Raw genomic sequence first — 18,648 nt, forward strand, 5'->3', positions numbered from 1 at the left:
GCGCGCAGACATGGTTAAGCCTCGGTGGATGCTTGCTTGTAGTTGTAGCCGATCGGGTGCGGCTGGTTACGCGCCTTGGCCAGTTCGATCTGCTTATGTCGGTCGATGGCGCTGCGCCGGGTTTTCTCGCTGAGCTTGTCCCAGCAATGCGGGCAACTGATGCCGGGCACGTAATGCTCGGACGCACGATCTTCAACGCTGACCGGAGTGCGGCAGGCATGACATTGATCGTAGTCGCCTTCGCTGAGGTCGTGGCGCACAGTGACGCGGTTGTCGAACACGAAGCAGTCGCCCTGCCACCTGGTTTCTTCCTGCGGCACCTCTTCGAGGTACTTCAGAATGCCGCCCTTGAGGTGATAAACCTCTTCGAACCCTTCGCCGAGCATGTAGCTCGAGGCTTTTTCGCAGCGGATGCCGCCGGTGCAGAACATCGCGACCTTCTTGTGCACGGCCGGATCGAAGTGTTCTTTGATGTACTCGGGGAATTCGCGAAAACTGGTGGTTTTCGGATCGATGGCGCCTTCGAAAGTGCCGATCGCCACTTCGTAATCGTTGCGCGTGTCGATCAGCAGGACTTCCGGGTCGCTGATCAGCGCGTTCCAGTCCTGCGGTTCGACGTAGGTGCCGACCTTCTTGTTCGGGTCGACGCCTTCGACGCCGAGGGTGACGATCTCTTTCTTCAGCTTGACCTTGGTGCGGTAGAACGGTTGTTCGTCGCAGTACGATTCCTTGTGATCGATGTCGATCATGCGCGGATCGTTTTTCAGCCAGGCGAGCAGGCCGTCGATGCCTTCGCGGGTGCCGGAAACAGTACCGTTGATGCCTTCTTCGGCAATCAGCAGGGTGCCTTTGATGCCGTTATCGACCATCGCCTGCAGCAGTGGCTCGCGCAGGTCAACGTAATCTTCGAGGGTGACGAACTTGTACAGTGCCGCCACGACAATCGGTTGTGTCATGGGTATTTCTCCAGGTGGCTACCCTCGCAAAGGGTGAACCGGATTCAAAAAAAACGCGCCGGCTAAGCGGCGCGTTGCGGATTCTAGCAAAAAACCGAAGTTTAATGCTTGCTGCCGCCAGCACAGGTCGGCGACGCCGGAGCGCCATCGATCTCTGCCCATTCCTGCGGGGTGTAGGTGTGCAGCGCCAACGCATGGAACTCGCCCATCAACTCGCCGAGCGTGCCGTAGACTTTCTGGTGGCGCTTGACCCGATTGAGGCCTTCGAACTGCGCGCTGACCACCACCGCCTTGTAGTGCGTCTGTAACCCGCGACTGTGCATGTGGCTTTCGTCCAGCACTTGCAGATGCTCAGGCTGTAGCAGGCCCAGCGTCGATTCGATGCGTTGTTGCATGGTCATCACGAACTCCGCTTACTTCTTCTTGGCCGGTGCAGCGGCCGGGGTCAGCTCTTTGGTCATGTCGTCGAGCAGCTTGTTGACCACTGGCACAGCGCTTTCCAGCTTGCCCTGGGTCATCTGTGCCGATTGCTGGGTCAGCTGCGGCATTTTTTCCAGGACCTTCTTGCCCAGTGGCGACTGGTAGAACGCGACCAGGTCCTTGAGCTCGGATTCGCTGAAGTTGCTGGTGTAGAGCTTGACCATGTCCGGCTTGAGCTTGTTCCAGCCAATGGCCTGGTCCAGCGCGGCGTTGGCCTTGGCCTGGTAGGTTTCGAGGACGGCTTTCTTGGCCTCAGGGGCTTTGGTCTGCTCAAAACGCTGGGCAAACATTTGCTGCACTTGCATGTACACCGGAGTGCCCAGTTTGTCAGCGTGAGCCAGGGTCAGGAAGGCTTCGGCACTGGCGTTGTGGCTGGCGGTATCGGCAAGCACCTGGCCGCTGGCGCAAACCAGTGCAACCGCGGTACAGATGGCACGAAGACGAGTCATCGAGTTTCCTTTTAAGCAAAGCGAGGTCAAACCCCAAGGGCGACCATTCTGCGCCTAACGATTGCCGCGGCTCAACCCCCAAGCCTTGCCGCGCTTGATTGAGCGGGTCGGCCGGTCAACAATCGAGTCGATGGAACCACCACGGCCGATGCCGGCCTAAACTGCGCAAACAGACCAACAGGAGTGTGCACGATGAGCCGTATCGAAACCGACAGCCTGGGCCAGATCGAAGTCCCGGACGACGCTTACTGGGGTGCTCAGACGCAACGCTCGCTGATCAACTTCGCCATCGGTCAGGAGCGCATGCCGTTACCGGTATTGCACGCCCTGGCCCTGATCAAGAAAGCCGCCGCGCGGGTCAATGACCGCAACGGCGACCTGCCTGCCGACATCGCCCGACTGATCGAACAGGCTGCCGACGAAGTGCTCGACGGCCAGCACGACGACCAGTTCCCGCTGGTGGTCTGGCAGACCGGCAGCGGCACCCAGAGCAACATGAACGTCAACGAAGTGATCGCCGGTCGCGCCAACGAACTGGCCGGCAATCCGCGCGGCGGCAAGACCCCGGTGCACCCGAACGATCACGTCAACCGCTCGCAAAGCTCCAACGACTGCTTCCCCACCGCGATGAGCATCGCCACTGCACAAGCCGTGCAAGAGCAATTGCTGCCAGCCATCAGCGAGCTGTCCGGTGGCCTCGCCGAACTCGCCGCGCGCCATATGAAACTGGTAAAGACCGGGCGCACGCACATGATGGACGCGACACCGATCACCTTCGGCCAGGAGTTGTCGGGTTTCATAGCGCAACTGGATTACGCCGAACGGGCAATTCGCGCCGCGTTGCCGGCGGTGTGTGAACTGGCCCAAGGCGGCACCGCGGTCGGCACCGGGCTGAACTCGCCGCATGGTTTTGGTGAGGCGATTGCAGCAGAACTGGCGGCGCTGTCCGGCCTGCCCTTTGTCACCGCACCGAACAAGTTCGCCGCCCTCGCCGGCCACGAACCGCTGACCAGCCTTTCCGGGGCGCTGAAAACCCTCGCCGTGGCGCTGATGAAGATTGCCAACGACTTGCGTCTGCTCGGCTCCGGTCCGCGCGCAGGCTTTGCCGAAGTGAAGCTGCCGGCCAACGAGCCGGGCAGCTCGATCATGCCCGGCAAAGTCAACCCGACCCAGTGCGAAGCGCTGTCGATGCTCGCCTGCCAGGTATTGGGCAACGACGTGACGATCGGCATTGCCGCCAGCCAAGGTCATCTGCAGTTGAACGTGTACAAACCGGTGATCATCCACAACCTGCTGCAATCGATCCGCCTGCTCGCCGACGGCTGCAGCAACTTCCAGCAGCATTGCATCGCCGGGCTGGAACCGGATGCCGAGGCCATGGCGCGGCACCTGGAGCGTGGGCTGATGCTGGTGACCGCGCTGAACCCGCACATCGGTTATGACAAATCGGCGGAAATCGCCAAGAAGGCCTACAGCGAAGGGCTGACCTTGCGCGAGGCGGCGTTGCAGTTGGGGTATCTGACCGATGAAGAGTTTGATGCGTGGGTGCGGCCGGAGAACATGATCGAGGCTGGGGCCAAGGGCTGAGATTTCCAGCGCTTGATCATCCGCCTTCGCGAGCAGGCTCGCTCCCACAGGAAAGTTGCATTCCAATGTGGGAGCGAGCCTGCTCGCGAATGGCGCACTGCCGCTCCTCAGCCGGGTACAACCTTCGCCCGCCGCGCCTTCAATCCGGCAATCAACGACGGCCCCAACGCCACCAGCGCCGAGCCCAGCACCACCAGTACCGCCCCGCCATACCCCAGCGCATTGATCTGCTCGGCATGCACATATTCCGGCCAGATCCGCGCCGCCATCGCCACCGCCGCGAACGTCACCAGCGGCGTGATCGCCAGGGTCGCACTGACCCGCGAGGCTTCCCAATGCGCCAGCGCTTCAGCGAACGCGCCGTAGGCGATCAGCGTGTTCAGACAGCAGGCCAGCAGCAACCAGCCTTGCAGCGGGCTCAGGTTCAGCGCTTCGAGCGGATGCACCCACGGCGTCAGCAACAAGGCGCAGAACAGATAGATCACCATCATTACCTGCAGCGAATTCCACACCGTGAGCAATTGCTTCTGGCCCAGCGCGTAAAAGGTCCACACCGTCGACGCCAGCAGCACCAGCAAGACCCCCGCGGTGTAATCCGACAGCGAGGTCAACAGCTCTGCCAGACGCTGATTGAAAAACAGCCCGAAACCAATCAACAACACCAGCAAACCAATGCCCTGGCCAATGCTGAAGCGTTCCTTGAACACAAACAGACTGGCGATCAGCAACATGATCGGGCCCATCTGCACCACCAGTTGCGCGGTGCCGGGGCTGAGCAGGTTCAGGCCCATCAGGTACAGCACGTAGTTGCCGACCAGCCCGAGCACCGCCATCAATACCAGCCAGCCGCCCTTGGGCCCGAGCACCTGGCGGCTCGGCAGGCGCTTGACCGACCCCAGATAAATGAACAGACAGCCGCCGGACACCAGCAGGCGAAACCAGGTCACGGTGACCGGGTCCATCACCAGCAACACCTGTTTGAGTTTGATCGGCAGAATGCCCCAGAGCAGCGCGGTCAGCAGCGCGAGGAACAATCCATAGACCCAGCGACCGGACGATATGTGCATGCGAACCCCAAAAGCCTGCTGACAAGAATCGCCATTCTAGGCGCGCATCGTGTTGTGACACAGGCACAGTTGCATCCAGGCCGCGAATGCAACTGTGCAGGTCGCAGCAGGATGTTGACGCGTTGCCGTTGATCGACTCGCCGCGCAGGCCAAGTGCTTCAGGCATAAGCTCAACAGACCTTCAAGTCCAATCGCCAGGGAGACCGATGATGTTAGCCATGCGCGCCGCCGACAGCGCCCCCGCCACCCGTTTTCGCAGCGACCGGGTGTGCCGGATCAATGGCCAACTGTTTTTCAGCACTCGGGAAAATACCCTTGAGGGGCCATTCGACAGTCATGAGATCGCTGAGCAGGAAATCAAGGCCTACATTATGCGGATGCAGAACCCTCATTCCAAGCGATGACCGCAGCGCTGCATTCGCGAGCAGGCTCGCTCCCACAGAGAATTTCGGTGGCCACGCAATCCATGTGTGACCACCGACCTGTGGGAGTGAGCCTGCTCGCGAAGAGGCCTGAGCAGGCAACTGATCTGTCAGCGCACCGCCTCAAACAACCCACTCGCCCCCATCCCGCCACCGACGCACATGGTCACGATGCCGTAACGCAGATTACGCCGCTGCAACTCGCGCACCAGATGCCCGACCTGGCGTGAGCCGGTCATGCCGAACGGGTGGCCGATGGAAATCGAGCCGCCGTTGACGTTGTATTTTTCGTTGTCGATCTCCAGCCGGTCGCGGCTGTACAGGCACTGCGAAGCAAACGCCTCGTTCAATTCCCACAGATCGATATCCGCCACCTGCAAGCCCTTGGCCTTGAGCAGTTTCGGCACCGAGAACACCGGGCCGATGCCCATTTCATCCGGCTCGCAGCCTGCGACGGTAAAGCCACGGAAAAACGCTTTCGGTTTGAGACCCAGCTCCAAAGCCTTTGCCAGACTCATCACCAACGTCATCGACGCGCCGTCGGACAGTTGCGACGAGTTGCCAGCAGTCACCGAACCGTCGTCAGCGAACACCGGTTTCAGCCCGGCGAGGCTTTCATAAGTAGTGTCGGGGCGATTGCAATCGTCGTGATCGACCACGCCGTCGAGAATCTGCACCTCGCCGCTGTTCTTGTCTTCGACGCGATACTTGACCGCCATCGGCACGATCTCATCATCGAACAGTCCGGCGGCCTGAGCCTGCGCGGTGCGGATCTGGCTTTGCAGTGCGTAGCGATCCTGCGCCTCACGGCTCACGCCATAACGCCGCGCCACCACCTCGGCGGTCTGGCCCATCGTGTAATAAATGCCGGGGGTCTGCTGCTTGAGCAACGGGTTGATCAGGTGATCGGTGTTGACGCTTTTCAGGGTCAGGCTGATCGACTCGACGCCGCCGGCAACGATGATGTCGCTGCAACCGGAGGCGATCTGGTTGGCAGCGATCGCAATCGCCTGCAAGCCCGACGAGCAGAAGCGGTTGAGGGTCATGCCCGCCGTACCGGTGCCGAGGCGCGACAGCACCGCGACGTTGCGACCGATGTTATAGCCCTGCGCACCTTCGTTGGAGCCGGCACCGACGATGCAATCCTCGACGCTGGCCGGATCGATGTCGTTGCGCGTCAACAGGGCGTTGACGCAATGCGCCGCCATGTCATCGGGGCGGGTCTGGTTGAACTTGCCGCGAAAGGATTTGGCCAGGCCGGTCCGCACGCTGTCGACGATCACCACTTCACGCATGGCATACCTCATTGTTGTTGTCGGTTGAGAGTGGACCTGAGCATAAGTCCACCTTCTTGCCGACCGCGATGATCATTCACCTGGCGTATGCGCGGCCATCGCTTCAGTCCTTGCGTTTCTTCGCCTGCTTGTCGGATTTTTCGAACGCCTCTTCCAGAGCTCGGTTGATCGTGCGCAGCACTTTGACCCGCGCCCAGCGTTTGTCATTGGCTTCGACCAAAGTCCACGGAGCGATTTCGGTGCTGGTGCGATCGACCATGTCGCCAACCGCCGAGCGATAGGCATCCCACTTGTCGCGGTTGCGCCAGTCGTCTTCGGTGATCTTGAAGCGCTTGAACGGAATCTCCTCGCGCTCCTGAAACCGCGCCATTTGCGTGTCCTTGTCGATGGCCAGCCAGAACTTGACGACGATCACACCGGAGTCGGCCAGTTGCTCCTCGAAATCGTTGATCTCGCCATAGGCGCGCAACCAGTCGGCCGGCTTGCAGAAACCTTCGATGCGCTCGACCAGCACGCGGCCGTACCAGGAACGGTCGAACACGGTGAACTTGCCACGTGCCGGGATGTGCCGCCAGAAGCGCCACAGGTACGGTTGCGCGCGCTCCTCTTCGGTCGGAGCGGCAATCGGCACGATGTTGTACTGGCGTGGATCAAGCGCTGCCGCGACCCGGCGGATCGCCCCGCCCTTGCCGGCGGCGTCGTTGCCTTCGAACACCGCGATCAGCGCATGCCGACGCATGCGTTTGTCGCGCATCAGCCCGGACAGCCGCGCCTGTTCGGTGATCAGCTGTTCTTCGTAGTCTTTCTTGTCCAGCCGATGGCTGAGATCGAGGCTGTCGAGCAGGTTCAACTGATCGACCGGCGTGCCCAACGGCGCGGCGCTGACCTCCTGCGGATTGACCTCTGAGCGCTTGAGCGCGCTCTGCAAGCCTTCGAGCAGAATCTTGCCCACCGCCAGGCTGCGGTAGTTGGCATCGGCGCCTTCGATCACGTGCCACGGTGCGTAATCGCGGCTGGTACGGCGCAACACGCGCTCACCGTACTTGACGAACTTGTCGTAGGTTTGCGATTGCTGCCAGTCCAGCGGGCTGATGCGCCAGCTGTGCAGCGGGTCGTCGGCCAGTGCCTTGAGTCGCGCCTTCATCTGTTTCTTCGACAGGTGGAACCAGAATTTGAAGATCAGTGCGCCTTCATCGCAGAGCATTTTTTCCAGGCGTTCGGCGCCGGCGATCGCCTGATCCAGACGCGGATCCTTGAACAAGCCGTGCACCCGCCCCTGCAACATCTGGCTGTACCAGTTGCCGAAAAAAATTCCCATGCGGCCCTTGGCCGGGAGCATCCGCCAGTAGCGCCACGCCGGCGGCCGCGCCAGTTCTTCATCGGTCTGCTGATCGAAGGTGCGCACCTCGATCAGGCGCGGGTCCATCCACTCGTTGAGCAATTTGACCGTCTCGCCCTTGCCCGCACCTTCAATGCCGTTGATCAGGATGATCACCGGGAAGCGCTTCTGCTGCTGCAATTCGAACTGGGCTTCAAGCAAGGCTTCGCGCAAGGCCGGGACAGCTGCATCAAAGGTGTCATCGTCGATGGCGTGACCGATTTCAGCGGATTCAAACATGGGGACTGCTCCTTCCAGGATTCAGCAAGACTAGCGGATTGGGCACAACCGCGGCGCAGAAATTCCCACGGGGCGTGGATTGTCGGCCAGCGCCCGACCCCGTGCCTTGCCATGGATCAAGCAGCGCCTGCCCGATCGGCTAGAATGGCGGCCTTGCCGTTGCCGAGCCTGCCATGAAACCTGTACTGCCCCACGCCCAGCTCGACTGGGATGACCACGGACGCCCGCGTTCGCGACTGTTCGATGACGTGTATTTCTCCGACCAGTCGGGGCTCGACGAAACCCGCTACGTGTTCCTTGAACAAAACCGCCTGGCCGAGCGTTTTGCCGCCCTGCCGGCGAACGGACGACTGGTGATCGGCGAAACCGGGTTCGGCACCGGGCTGAATTTTCTCTGCGCCTGGCAGCTGTTCGAGCAACACGCTGCGGCCGGAACGCGGCTGCATTTTGTCAGCGTGGAGAAATACCCGCTGAGCCCTGCCGATCTGCAACGCGCCCTGGCTTTGTGGCCGCAACTCAAGCCGCTGGCCGATCAATTACTGCGGCACTACGTGGCGATCCACGAAGGTTTTCAGCGCATCACCCTGGCCGATGGTCGGGTGACCCTGACGTTGTTGATCGGCGATGCACTGGAGCAACTGCCACAGCTCGACGCACAGATCGATGCGTGGTTTCTCGATGGCTTCGCTCCGGCGAAAAACCCCGACATGTGGACCGCCGAACTGTTCGTCGAACTGGCCCGACTAGCGGCGCCGGGCTCGACCATCAGCACGTTCACCAGCACCGGTTGGGTGCGGCGTTTGCTCAATGCCGCCGGGTTCAAGATGAAGCGCACGCCGGGCATCGGCCACAAGTGGGAGATCCTGCGTGGCGAATTCCTCGGCTGGCCGGCAGACCTGACGCCACCCCAGGCGCACAAACCCTGGTTCGCCCGCCCTGCCCCGCTGGCTGGCAAACGCAGCGCGTTGGTGATCGGCGCCGGGCTGGCCGGTTGCGCGACGGCGGCCAGCCTTGCTGCCAGGGGCTGGCAGGTGAGCCTGCTCGAACGCCATGAGACCGTCGCGCAGGAAGCCTCGGGCAACCCGCAAGGCGTGCTCTACCTGAAGCTGTCCGCCCACGGCACGGCGTTGTCGCAACTGATCGTCAGTGGTTTCGGCTATACCCGCCGCCTGCTGGAAAACCTGCAACGCGGCACCGACTGGGACAATTGCGGCGTGCTGCAACTGGCCTTCAATGCCAAGGAAGCCGAACGGCATGCGCAACTGGCCGAGGCCTTCCCGGAAGATCTGTTGCAGTGGCTGGAGCAACCGGCGGCGCAGGCCCGCGCCGGGGTCGGTGTGGCCCATGGCGGCCTGTTCTACCCCGAAGGCGGCTGGGTGCATCCGCCCGCGCTGTGTCAGGCGCAAGCCGCGCAGCCGAACATCGAACTGCTCAGCCATCACGACGTGCTGCAACTGCGCAAGGTCGATGATCAGTGGCAAGCGTGGGACGGCGAGCGTCTGCTCGCCAGTGCCGCGGTGGTGGTACTGGCCGGCGCCGCCGAAATCAAGCGCTTTGCGCAGAGCGCCGAGTTGCCGCTCAAGCGCATTCGCGGGCAAATCACGCGTCTGACGCAAACCGCGCAAAGTGCCGCGCTGGCGACGGTGGTTTGCGCCGAAGGGTATGTCGCACCGGCGCGTCTGGGCGAGCACACCCTCGGCGCCAGTTTCGACTTTCACAGCGAAGACCTGACCCCGACCACTGCCGAACACCTGGGCAATCTGGCCATGCTCGAGGAGATCTCCAGCGATCTCGTCGCCCGTTTGCACATCGACCAACAGCCGGTCGAAAGCCTTGAAGGGCGCGCCGCGTTCCGCTGCACCAGCCCCGATTACCTGCCGATTGTCGGCCCGCTCGCCGACCTGCCAGCGTTCAATCAAACCTACGCGGCGCTGAGCAAGGACGCCCGGCAAGTGCCGGACAGCGCCTGCCCGTGGCACGACGGCCTGTACGTCAACAGCGGCCACGGCTCGCGCGGGCTGATTACCGCGCCGCTGTCCGGCGAACTGCTCGCGGCGTGGCTCGACAACGAGCCGCTGCCGCTGCCGCGCAGTGTCGCTGAAGCCTGTCACCCGAACCGGTTCGCCCTGCGCAAACTGATTCGCGGCAAGTGATATTCAGTCGTCGGGTCTGGCACACAGGCCCAGATCGGCGATGCGTAGTGCATCGTCGGTCAGGCGGGTAAACACCTCTTCCAGGGCTTTTTCCCGTTCGGCCTTGATGATCTCTGCCTGGCTCAGGTAATCGGCGTCGGACAAGCTGGACGACTTTTCGTCCAGCGCGGTCATTTTGGGCGCCCACTTATTGTCAACAGGCGCGAACTGGCGGGGATAGCCGCGTCGCAGGTAGTCCTTCCAGAATGGCTGCTCGCTCATGAACTTCAACCATTTGGGCGAAAGTTCTGCGGTGTTGACCCTGTTTTTCGCCACTTCCAGATCGGCCTTAGTGACTCCGGCCAATGTGCCGTAGCGCATGTGCTGCGCCTGGCCAGGCAAATCCAGCGTTTCGGCCAGACCGATACGATAGGCGAGGCTGACTTCGAGCGGATCGAGGCTGGGAAATTTTCCGGCATGTTCCGCGGCGATCTCGTCCAGTTGTGCCAGGCGGAACAGACCACGCCCCAGTTCGAGTAGCGGCTTGGCCCGGGTGATCTCGCCGCCGGCGAGGCGGGTCACCCGGGCGACCTCCACCGCCACTTCCAGATGGCTGAAATTCATCGCCGCGCTGTCGGTGCAATTGATCGGACTGGCGGCGATATTCAGCAGTCGATCGCACAGCACAGCGTCATTTTCTGCGGCCTCCAGTACCGCCCAGACTCGCCGTCGCAGGTCCGCGTTGACCTTCTCCGAATCAGCGGTGTTGCCCAGTTCCGCCAGCAGATGAAACAGCCCTTCAGCGTTTGTGTCGTCCTTGAAGGCGTTCCAGATCCGCTCACGTCGGCCAAACATCGCATCGGTCTGTTCGGGAAGCCACAAGTCACGGGACTGTTGCTCGTTGAGCCGGACAATGTCGTCTGGGATCACCCCCATGCCGACGCCGAAATTGTCGCGATACGTCTTAAGGTACGTCGCGCTCGGTTCACTCAGTTTATTGCCCTCCAGATTGAGCGCCTGGCTGAAGCGCCTGGGCGTTGTAAACAACCAGCCCGGCAGGTTCTTGATCTGGTTGTTCTTCAGGTCCACCCATTCCAGATAAAAAAGGTGAGACAGCCCCTCGGGTATTTCGCTGATGCCGGTTTGCTCCAGCAACAGCCGACGCAGGTTGAACATCCGAGCGACATCAGGCGTCGCCCCGAGGGCGTTTTCGTTGAGATTCAAATGCTCTAGCGTGTGCAGCCCGTTCAGCTTTTTCAGCGTCTGCTCAGTCAACCTGATCTTGTTGCGCGCCAGACTCAGGCTGTTGAGACCGGGCATATGCGACAGCACTTCAGGCAGACGCGTCATGGCGTTGTCATCGAGTTCAAGCAATTGGAGTTGTTTGAATGACTTGAGGAAGTACGCAACATCGTCATCCAGTGCCATATTGCGCATCGACAGTTGCTGGATGTGGTCAAAGCTGATCCCCGGTGGCAACGTCGGCAACTTGCCGACGCGCATGCCATCAAGGTTCAGTACGCCCACCGCTTTGCCATTTTCGTTGTTCGCCTGATAAAAACGCCGAAAGCCGTTTTCAATCAGCTCGGCGAAGGTGCGGCGACTGTGTCGAAGCTCGGCCAGATCGCCGCCCACGGTGTTCATCGCGTCGATATCCTCGCTCCAGGTAAACAGCGCGTCACGCAGACTGTCGAGATCCCGGCGCAAGGCTTTGACTCGCATTGCCCGGCTCAGCGCATCGCCGCCCAGGCCGTCGATGAACTCACTGGCCTGCGCCTCGGTCATGCGCGGATAGAGTTTGCGGACTTTGCGCAGCAATGCCGACGGATGTTTCTGGACGGCTGGCTGGTCGCCTTGCACGCAGGCTGGCTCGGCCTCCAGCAGTGCGGATTCGTCATCGATCAGCGTGCGCGCCGTGGCCTCGCGCTCGCCCAGCGCCTTTTCGAGCAACTGGCTGCGCAAGCCTGCGGCGTCGGTTGGCAGCGTGTCGACACTGCGGGCGACGGCCTTGGGCTGTCTGGTCGGGACGGCCTTGAGGATGGCATCGAACAGCGCATTGGGGCCGGCGGCGACTTTGCCTTGGGATTTACCGTTGCCGTCAAACGCTTCATAGCCCGTGGCGGATTTTACCAGCGAACATTTTTTGCCAGCTAACGCCGACTCTCCACCTATTGCTTGCAGAATCGGCCCGGTCAGGGTTTTGTCGCGAATTTCCAGGCGCACCTGCGAATCCCAACCGCTGAGGCGCGGCAGCAATTGTATGGCCAGTTTGTCGGTATCGTCGTTGGCCAGGCGCGGCCAGTGAAATCCGGCGAGTGCGCGATCGAGGCGTATCCGCGCGCTGGCCGTCCTCACGTGCTGCCCAAGCTGCAAGGCCACGCGTCCGTTTGCGCGCAAGCTCTGGCGCTGCACACTCGGCGCCTGCTCGATGAGTTTTTTCGCATAGCGCGCAGGGATATCGGCAAAGACCTTGCGCAGTTTCAGCACGTCGTCAGCGTCGCTCTGGTCGTAGCGTTGATACATGCGCTCGAACGTCGCGCGATGATCGGTCTTCAGCGCTGAACCGAGTTTTTTTGCCAGTGCCGAGTGCTGAAGGTTTTTCTCGACTTTGGTGCCAAGCAAGGCGTCGACCTCACTTTGATACAGCCCGTCGATAATGCTTTGCAGTAACTCGCCTCGGGCCAATTTATCTTCATCGACCACCACGGCGAGGGATTCGTCGAGCAATTTGGTCTCGGGGTAGGTTGCACTCACGTCGCCTTCGGCATCGATCACCTCGATGTAGCGGTCGGTCGGCCAGCCTTTCATTGTCGGCAAGGTCTGCAACTGCTCTTCGACGGGCTGGCCAGAATGGACTTCACCGCGCTGCAGTTCATTGCTCAAGCTGCGCAACTGTCGCGCCAGGCGCGCGCGTTCCACGGTTTCACGCAAGCGCACCGACAGGCTGACGTTGTCGAGAAAAGCCTCATGCAGTTCCTCGGGCGGGACATCACAGAGGCGACGCAGCATATCCAGATCGGTATCGGCAAATTCGCTCAGCTGCGGGTCGATGCGTTTGAGCGCGTAGGCGGTACTGCCCCATTCCTCAGGCTCTTCGGCGGGAAGGCGCCAGCCGCCTTCAATGTGTCGGGTGATTTGTGGAACGTACGCTTGCGCACGTCGGGCATGTTGCAGGCGCCAGACCTTGCTGTCGGCAGCGTAGTCGCCGGCGAAGATTCGGTGATCGACGCGGCCCATGGTCTTTTCGCCGATCTGATAAAAGTCTTTGGAATCCGCAGCGATGGTGAATCCCGTCGGCAGGGAATGTTCGTAAGGTGCCAGGTCATGCTTCCACAGCCGTGGCTGGCCCGCGCCGTTGATAATGGCGCTGAATTGCGCGAAAAACTCCGGGTGCGCCTGCAGCAGTTTTTTGCCCAGTGCGCCGATGGCTTTTTGCGCTCCGGCAAAAGCCGCCATCGCTGCGATGTTTTCCACCACGCTGAGCAGATGCGACAGGGCTTGCTGATGATCGCCACGGCGCCAGTCCTCGACGCCTTCGTAGATTTCACCGAGCATCTGCCCGACTGCAACGCCCATCATCAGTTGTCCGAGCACGGGCACGAACAGTCCGGCGACCGAAACCACCGTCACGCCCAGCTGGAGAAAATCGAGCAAGCGTTTTTGTCTCACCTCCTCATCGATATCGTCGGTCGGCACTGCCAGCTTGCGCGCGTCGGTCTGCAGCTTGCCGACATGGCTTTGCACCATGAATTCGAACAGGCCGACGCTGATCGGCCATTGTTCAACGGTCGCCAGGTCCTTGCTGTCGGCGAAGGTTTTGAAGAAGTCGGCCTTGTCGTCTTCATCAAGGCTGTTGGCGAAGTAATCCTTGTAGCCCTTCACCTGCAATTGTTGCGTCAGGTACTGCTTGAAAGCTTTGAAGCTTGAGTATTCGTAGAGCGGGCGCTGCGGCTCGCCGGGCATATACACCACGCACCGTTCATTGGGGTACAACGCCACCGAACGGCTGGAAAACACCACCACGCCCCAGATGCAGCTGTCGAGGAGCTTGATGCCTTGCAGGATCATCGCCTGCTTGTTGTAAAGCACGGTCTTGGGCGGTATGACGCCATCGTTGTCGAGCAGCTTTTGCAGGACTTGCTGCGTGGTATCAGGGATGTGTTTTCGCAGGCCGGCCAATTGCAGGTCCAGTTGAAACAGGCGCTTTTTCAGTTTGGCGATATCGCAGGTCATGGTACTGGTGGCGATGACTTTGCCATCGCTGTCGCGCAGGCCGAACACTTGCGCAAAATGCTCCTGATAGCGTTTGCCCAGGTCCAGCTCGCGGCACAATCTGGCGAAAGCGACCGGAGTCAGTCCGCTTACGCCTTGGGCGGCACTGCTGATGCGGATGAAGCTGCCCTGCGGAAAGGTGTCCGCAGCCTCATCTTCACTGAAGTTCTGCATCGCCGCTTGCAGCAACGACGGCGTGGCGTGGGGGAAGGTCTGAATGCCGTGTTCATCGGTGGAGGTTGCCGGGCATCCGCAGTCGACGCCGGGCAGGCTGAGAAAGTCTTTCTCGACATCAAACGTCACCGACGGCCATTTATTGCCCAAGGCAGTGTGCAGTTGATCAATACAGAAGCTGTGCAAGGGCTTGAGTGCGAGCAGCTCCTTGTCGACCAGCAGTTGCGTTGCGTGCAGGTCGCGCGCCGTCTGATCGAGTGTCGCCAATGCGGCGGGGCTGGCTTTGAGCAGATAGGCCGGCAAGGTTTTCTGCAACGTTTGCGCAGTGTCGAGATCGGCGGTGGCGGCAAGTAGCGTGCGCAGAATGGCGTCGTCACTCGGCGCGGTTGTGTTCACTGTGGCGGGCATCGGTAATAGTCCTTTATTGCGGGTTGGTGCCGATGAACTTATCGAATGGCGGGGATGGCCGGTGGTATCTACCTATCGCCGTCCGGATACCCGCAATTTTCCAGCTGACGCAAGACCCAAACCCGGACTTATAACTTATCGTTCTAAAACTCCACCTACCGTGGCGGGTCAGTTTCTGAGTACCCGCCCTTTTGGCGAGGTCCCGTTTGACCCCTCCCCAACGGAAAAACCGGTAAGGATTTTATGTGTGGATTAGCTGGCGAGTTACGTTTTGATCAACGACCTGCAGACCTTGCAGCCATCGAGCGCATCACCCATCACCTGGCTCCGCGCGGCCCTGACGCGTGGGGCTTCCATGCCCAAGGGCCGATTGCCCTGGGCCATCGGCGCCTGAAAATCATGGACCTGTCGGATGGTTCGGCGCAGCCGATGATCGACAGTCAACTGGGCCTGTCGCTGGCCTTCAATGGTGCCATTTACAACTTCCCGGAACTGCGCGCCGAGCTCGAAGCGCTGGGTTATGCGTTTTATTCCGGCGGTGACACTGAAGTGCTGCTCAAGGGTTATCACGCCTGGGGCGAGGCGCTGCTGCCCAAGCTCAACGGCATGTTCGCCTTCGCCATCTGGGAGCGCGACGCGCAGCGCCTGTTCATCGCCCGTGACCGTCTCGGCGTCAAGCCGCTGTATCTGTCGCGCACCGGTCAGCGCCTGCGTTTCGCATCGGCGCTGCCGGCGCTGCTCAAGGGCGGCGACATCAACCCGATTCTCGATCCGGTGGCCCTCAATCACTATCTGAACTTCCACGCCGTGGTGCCTGCGCCGCGCACGCTGCTGGCCGGTATCGAAAAGCTGCCGCCAGCGAGCTGGATGCGCGTCGAAGCCGACGGCAGCACCGAGCAGAAAACCTGGTGGACCCTGCCCTACGGCCCGCACGAAGACGAGAAAAATCTCAAGCTGGAAGACTGGGTCGACCGCGTCCTCGACAGCACCCGCGAAGCCGTTGCGATTCGTCAACGCGCCGCAGTCGATGTCGGTGTGCTGCTCTCCGGCGGTGTCGATTCGAGCATGCTGGTCGGGCTGTTGCGTGAAGTCGGCGTCGAGAACCTGTCGACCTTTTCCATCGGTTTTCAGGACGCTGGCGGCGAACGTGGTGACGAATTCCAGTATTCCGACCTGATCGCCAAACACTACGGCACTCAGCACCACCAACTGCGCATCGACGAAAAAGAAATCATCGAACAACTGCCCGCCGCGTTCCGCGCGATGAGCGAGCCGATGGTCAGCCACGACTGCATCGCCTTTTACCTGCTGTCGCGGGAAGTGGCCAAGCATTGCAAGGTGGTGCAGAGCGGCCAGGGTGCCGACGAATTGTTTGCTGGTTATCACTGGTATCCGCAAGTCGACGGTGCAGCCGATCCGTACGCAGCTTATCGCGCGGCGTTTTTCGACCGCAGCTACGACGATTACGCCGCTACCGTGCAGCCGAAATGGCTGACGGCCCATGACGCCGCCGGTGACTTCGTTAAAGAACATTTCGCTCAGCCCGGCGCTGATGCGGCGGTGGACAAGGCCTTGCGCCTGGACAGCACGGTGATGCTGGTCGATGACCCGGTCAAGCGGGTCGACAACATGACCATGGCCTGGGGCCTGGAAGCGCGTACACCGTTTCTCGACTATCGACTGGTCGAACTGTCGGCCCGTGTGCCGGGCCAGTTCAAGCTGCCGGACGGCGGCAAACAGGTGCTCAAGGAAGCCGCGCGGCGGGTCATTCCAAGTGAAGTGATCGACCGCAAGAAAGGCTATTTCCCGGTGCCCGGTCTCAAGCATCTGCAGGGTGACACGCTCAACTGGGTGCGCGAACTGCTGCTCGATCCGAGTCAGGATCGCGGCCTGTTCAACCCGAGCATGCTCGACAAGCTTCTGACTGACCCTCAAGGCCAGTTGACCCCATTGCGCGGTTCGAAACTGTGGCAACTGGCGGCGCTGAACCTGTGGCTCAGTGAACAAGGAATCTGATTGATGAAACCCCACGCCACGTCCATCAACCAACGCCTGCTACGTGGTCAGGCGCCGTCGTACGAACGTCTGCAAGCGCGACTGGCCGAAGACGGCAGCACCCTGCCCTGCGCGCCGATTGCCGTGCATTGCGGCTGGGGCCGGTTGCTGATCGGCCATACTTTCCCCGACCCGGCGTCGCTGGCGCAGGAACTGCTCAACGAACAACCGGGCGAGCGCGACATTGCCTTGTACGTCGCCGCGCCGCAGCAGATTCTCGGACTCGAGCCGACGCAGCTGTTTCTTGATCCGTCCGACACGCTGCGCCTGTGGTTCAGCGATTACCGCCAATCCACGCGCGTGTTTCGCGGCTTCCGTATTCGGCGCGCGCAGAGCGAGGCGGACTGGCAAGGCATCAACCGTTTGTATCAGGCGCGCGGCATGTTGCCGATCGATCCCGAACTGTTGACCCCGCATCATCAGGGCGGCCCGGTGTACTGGCTGGCGGAGGATGAAGACAGCGGCGCGGTGATCGGCAGCGTCATGGGCCTCAATCATCACAACGCCTTCAACGATCCGGAAAACGGCAGCAGCCTGTGGTGCCTGGCGGTGGACCCGCAATGCTCGCGTCCGGGTGTCGGTGAAGTGCTGGTGCGGCACTTGATCGAGCACTTCATGAGTCGCGGTCTGAGCTACCTCGACCTGTCGGTGTTGCACGACAACCGTCAGGCGAAAAACCTCTACGCCAAACTCGGTTTCCGCAACCTGCCGACCTTCGCCATCAAGCGCAAGAACGGCATCAACCAGCCGCTGTTTCTCGGTCCGGGGCCAGAGGCGCAGTTCAACCCGTACGCGCGAATCATTGTCGAGGAAGCCCATCGACGCGGCATCGACGTACAGGTCGATGATGCAGATGCGGGCCTGTTCACCCTCAGCCATGGCGCGCGCCGGGTGCGCTGCCGTGAATCGTTGAGCGACCTGACCAGCGCGATCAGCATGACCCTGTGTCAGGACAAAAGCCTGACCCACAAAGTGCTGAAAGCCGCCGGGCTGAATCTGCCCGCGCAGCAACTGGCGGGCAATGCCGACGACAATCTGGCCTTTCTCGACGAACACCAGCGGGTGGTGGTCAAGCCGCTCGACGGCGAACAGGGCCAAGGCGTGGCGGTCGATCTGCAGACGATCGAGGACGTGCAGCAGGCCATCGAAGCCGCGCGGCAATTCGACAGTCGCGTGCTGCTCGAGAGCTTCCATGAAGGCCTCGATCTGCGCATTGTGGTGATCGGTTTCGAAGTGGTTGCAGCGGCCATCCGCAAGCCTGCCGAAGTGGTCGGTGACGGTCAGCATTCGATCGGTGCGCTGATCGAGGCGCAGAGCCGACGTCGGCAAGCGGCAACCGGCGGCGAAAGCAAAATCCCTGTCGATCACGAAACCGAACGCACCTTGCACGCGGCCGGTTACGACTACGACAGCATTCTCCCGGCCGGCGAACATCTGTTCGTGCGTCGCACCGCCAATCTGCACACCGGCGGCACGCTGGAGGACGTCACGGCGATTTTGCATCCGACGCTGGTCGACGCAGCAGTGCGGGCGGCGCGGGCGCTGGATATCCCGATGGTCGGCCTCGACCTGATGGTGCCGGCGGCGGATCAGCCGGAGTACGTTTTTATCGAAGCCAACGAACGCGCCGGCCTGGCCAACCACGAGCCGCAACCGACGGCGGAACGCTTTGTCGATCTGTTGTTTCCGCATAGTCAGTCGGCGGTCTGACAGTGATGCGCTGAATGCACCAC

General features: G+C 61.3%; 12 protein-coding genes. 5 read left to right on the forward strand and 7 right to left on the reverse strand.

The genetic code is table 11. From position 1 onward, the window contains the following. Positions 1-14 precede the first annotated feature (14 nt). The 3 genes from trhO to ACGSLL_RS17915 form a co-directional block, all read right to left on the reverse strand. The gene (gene trhO / locus ACGSLL_RS17905) at positions 15-956 is read right to left on the reverse strand and encodes an oxygen-dependent tRNA uridine(34) hydroxylase TrhO (RefSeq protein WP_394507368.1); all 942 of its coding nucleotides are present in this window, start codon (positions 954-956) and stop codon (positions 15-17) included. A 101-nt stretch (positions 957-1,057) separates the two neighbouring features. After that, positions 1,058-1,357, reverse strand: coding sequence for a BolA family protein (locus tag ACGSLL_RS17910; RefSeq protein ID WP_325719577.1), 300 nt, complete (start codon positions 1,355-1,357; stop codon positions 1,058-1,060). A 12-nt stretch (positions 1,358-1,369) separates the two neighbouring features. Next, complete coding sequence (locus ACGSLL_RS17915) at positions 1,370-1,885, reverse strand: DUF2059 domain-containing protein (protein ID WP_090285089.1); 516 nt, start codon at positions 1,883-1,885, stop codon at positions 1,370-1,372. A gap of 192 nt (positions 1,886-2,077) precedes the next feature. Here ACGSLL_RS17915 and ACGSLL_RS17920 point away from each other — a divergent pair, with 192 nt between their 5' ends. Beyond that, a complete protein-coding gene (locus tag ACGSLL_RS17920) occupies positions 2,078-3,472 on the forward strand; it encodes a class II fumarate hydratase (RefSeq protein WP_093099498.1) in 1,395 nt (464 codons plus the stop codon). 107 nt (positions 3,473-3,579) lie between these two features. Here ACGSLL_RS17920 and ACGSLL_RS17925 read toward each other — a convergent pair whose 3' ends face one another. After that, a complete protein-coding gene (locus ACGSLL_RS17925; RefSeq protein WP_394507369.1) occupies positions 3,580-4,539 on the reverse strand; it encodes a DMT family transporter in 960 nt (319 codons plus the stop codon). Between the two features lie 209 nt (positions 4,540-4,748). On the opposite strand from ACGSLL_RS17925, the gene ACGSLL_RS17930 reads away from it, so the two are divergent. After that, complete coding sequence (locus ACGSLL_RS17930; protein WP_394507370.1) at positions 4,749-4,943, forward strand: DUF6316 family protein; 195 nt, start codon at positions 4,749-4,751, stop codon at positions 4,941-4,943. A 128-nt stretch (positions 4,944-5,071) separates the two neighbouring features. On the opposite strand, the gene ACGSLL_RS17935 is transcribed toward ACGSLL_RS17930, so the two are convergent. Both ACGSLL_RS17935 and pap read right to left on the reverse strand, forming a co-directional pair. Further along, on the reverse strand, positions 5,072-6,256 hold the full coding sequence (locus ACGSLL_RS17935; RefSeq protein WP_394507371.1) for a thiolase family protein: 1,185 nt from the start codon (positions 6,254-6,256) through the stop codon (positions 5,072-5,074). A gap of 103 nt (positions 6,257-6,359) precedes the next feature. Then, positions 6,360-7,874: a polyphosphate:AMP phosphotransferase gene (gene pap / locus ACGSLL_RS17940; protein WP_394507372.1), complete on the reverse strand. Its 1,515-nt coding sequence runs from the start codon at positions 7,872-7,874 to the stop codon at positions 6,360-6,362. A gap of 173 nt (positions 7,875-8,047) precedes the next feature. On the opposite strand from pap, the gene mnmC reads away from it, so the two are divergent. Next, a complete protein-coding gene (gene mnmC, locus ACGSLL_RS17945; RefSeq protein WP_394507373.1) occupies positions 8,048-10,027 on the forward strand; it encodes a bifunctional tRNA (5-methylaminomethyl-2-thiouridine)(34)-methyltransferase MnmD/FAD-dependent 5-carboxymethylaminomethyl-2-thiouridine(34) oxidoreductase MnmC in 1,980 nt (659 codons plus the stop codon). Between the two features lie 3 nt (positions 10,028-10,030). Here the strand turns inward: mnmC and ACGSLL_RS17950 are convergent, their stop codons facing one another. After that, positions 10,031-14,860, reverse strand: a complete 4,830-nt coding sequence (locus tag ACGSLL_RS17950) for an NEL-type E3 ubiquitin ligase domain-containing protein (RefSeq protein WP_394507374.1) — start codon at positions 14,858-14,860, stop codon at positions 10,031-10,033. Between the two features lie 243 nt (positions 14,861-15,103). On the opposite strand from ACGSLL_RS17950, the gene ACGSLL_RS17955 reads away from it, so the two are divergent. Together ACGSLL_RS17955 and ngg are read left to right on the forward strand one after the other, a co-directional pair. Next, on the forward strand, positions 15,104-16,876 hold the full coding sequence (locus ACGSLL_RS17955) for an N-acetylglutaminylglutamine amidotransferase (protein WP_394507375.1): 1,773 nt from the start codon (positions 15,104-15,106) through the stop codon (positions 16,874-16,876). A 3-nt stretch (positions 16,877-16,879) separates the two neighbouring features. Beyond that, positions 16,880-18,625, forward strand: a complete 1,746-nt coding sequence (gene ngg, locus ACGSLL_RS17960) for an N-acetylglutaminylglutamine synthetase (protein WP_394507376.1) — start codon at positions 16,880-16,882, stop codon at positions 18,623-18,625. Positions 18,626-18,648 lie beyond the last annotated feature (23 nt).

Source organism: Pseudomonas retamae (assembly GCF_043496865.1).
Classification (GTDB): Bacteria; Pseudomonadota; Gammaproteobacteria; order Pseudomonadales; family Pseudomonadaceae; genus Aquipseudomonas; species Aquipseudomonas retamae.

What these genes read in the sequence shown, in the direction of transcription:
- trhO (WP_394507368.1), bottom strand. Translation starts at nt 956, where the DNA reads ATGACACAACCGATTGTCGTGGCGGCACTGTACAAGTTCGTCACCCTC.
- ACGSLL_RS17910 (WP_325719577.1), bottom strand. Translation starts at nt 1,357, where the DNA reads ATGACCATGCAACAACGCATCGAATCGACGCTGGGCCTGCTACAGCCT.
- ACGSLL_RS17915 (WP_090285089.1), bottom strand. Translation starts at nt 1,885, where the DNA reads ATGACTCGTCTTCGTGCCATCTGTACCGCGGTTGCACTGGTTTGCGCC.
- ACGSLL_RS17920 (WP_093099498.1), top strand. Translation starts at nt 2,078, where the DNA reads ATGAGCCGTATCGAAACCGACAGCCTGGGCCAGATCGAAGTCCCGGAC.
- ACGSLL_RS17925 (WP_394507369.1), bottom strand. Translation starts at nt 4,539, where the DNA reads ATGCACATATCGTCCGGTCGCTGGGTCTATGGATTGTTCCTCGCGCTG.
- ACGSLL_RS17930 (WP_394507370.1), top strand. Translation starts at nt 4,749, where the DNA reads ATGTTAGCCATGCGCGCCGCCGACAGCGCCCCCGCCACCCGTTTTCGC.
- ACGSLL_RS17935 (WP_394507371.1), bottom strand. Translation starts at nt 6,256, where the DNA reads ATGCGTGAAGTGGTGATCGTCGACAGCGTGCGGACCGGCCTGGCCAAA.
- pap (WP_394507372.1), bottom strand. Translation starts at nt 7,874, where the DNA reads ATGTTTGAATCCGCTGAAATCGGTCACGCCATCGACGATGACACCTTT.
- mnmC (WP_394507373.1), top strand. Translation starts at nt 8,048, where the DNA reads ATGAAACCTGTACTGCCCCACGCCCAGCTCGACTGGGATGACCACGGA.
- ACGSLL_RS17950 (WP_394507374.1), bottom strand. Translation starts at nt 14,860, where the DNA reads ATGCCCGCCACAGTGAACACAACCGCGCCGAGTGACGACGCCATTCTG.
- ACGSLL_RS17955 (WP_394507375.1), top strand. Translation starts at nt 15,104, where the DNA reads ATGTGTGGATTAGCTGGCGAGTTACGTTTTGATCAACGACCTGCAGAC.
- ngg (WP_394507376.1), top strand. Translation starts at nt 16,880, where the DNA reads ATGAAACCCCACGCCACGTCCATCAACCAACGCCTGCTACGTGGTCAG.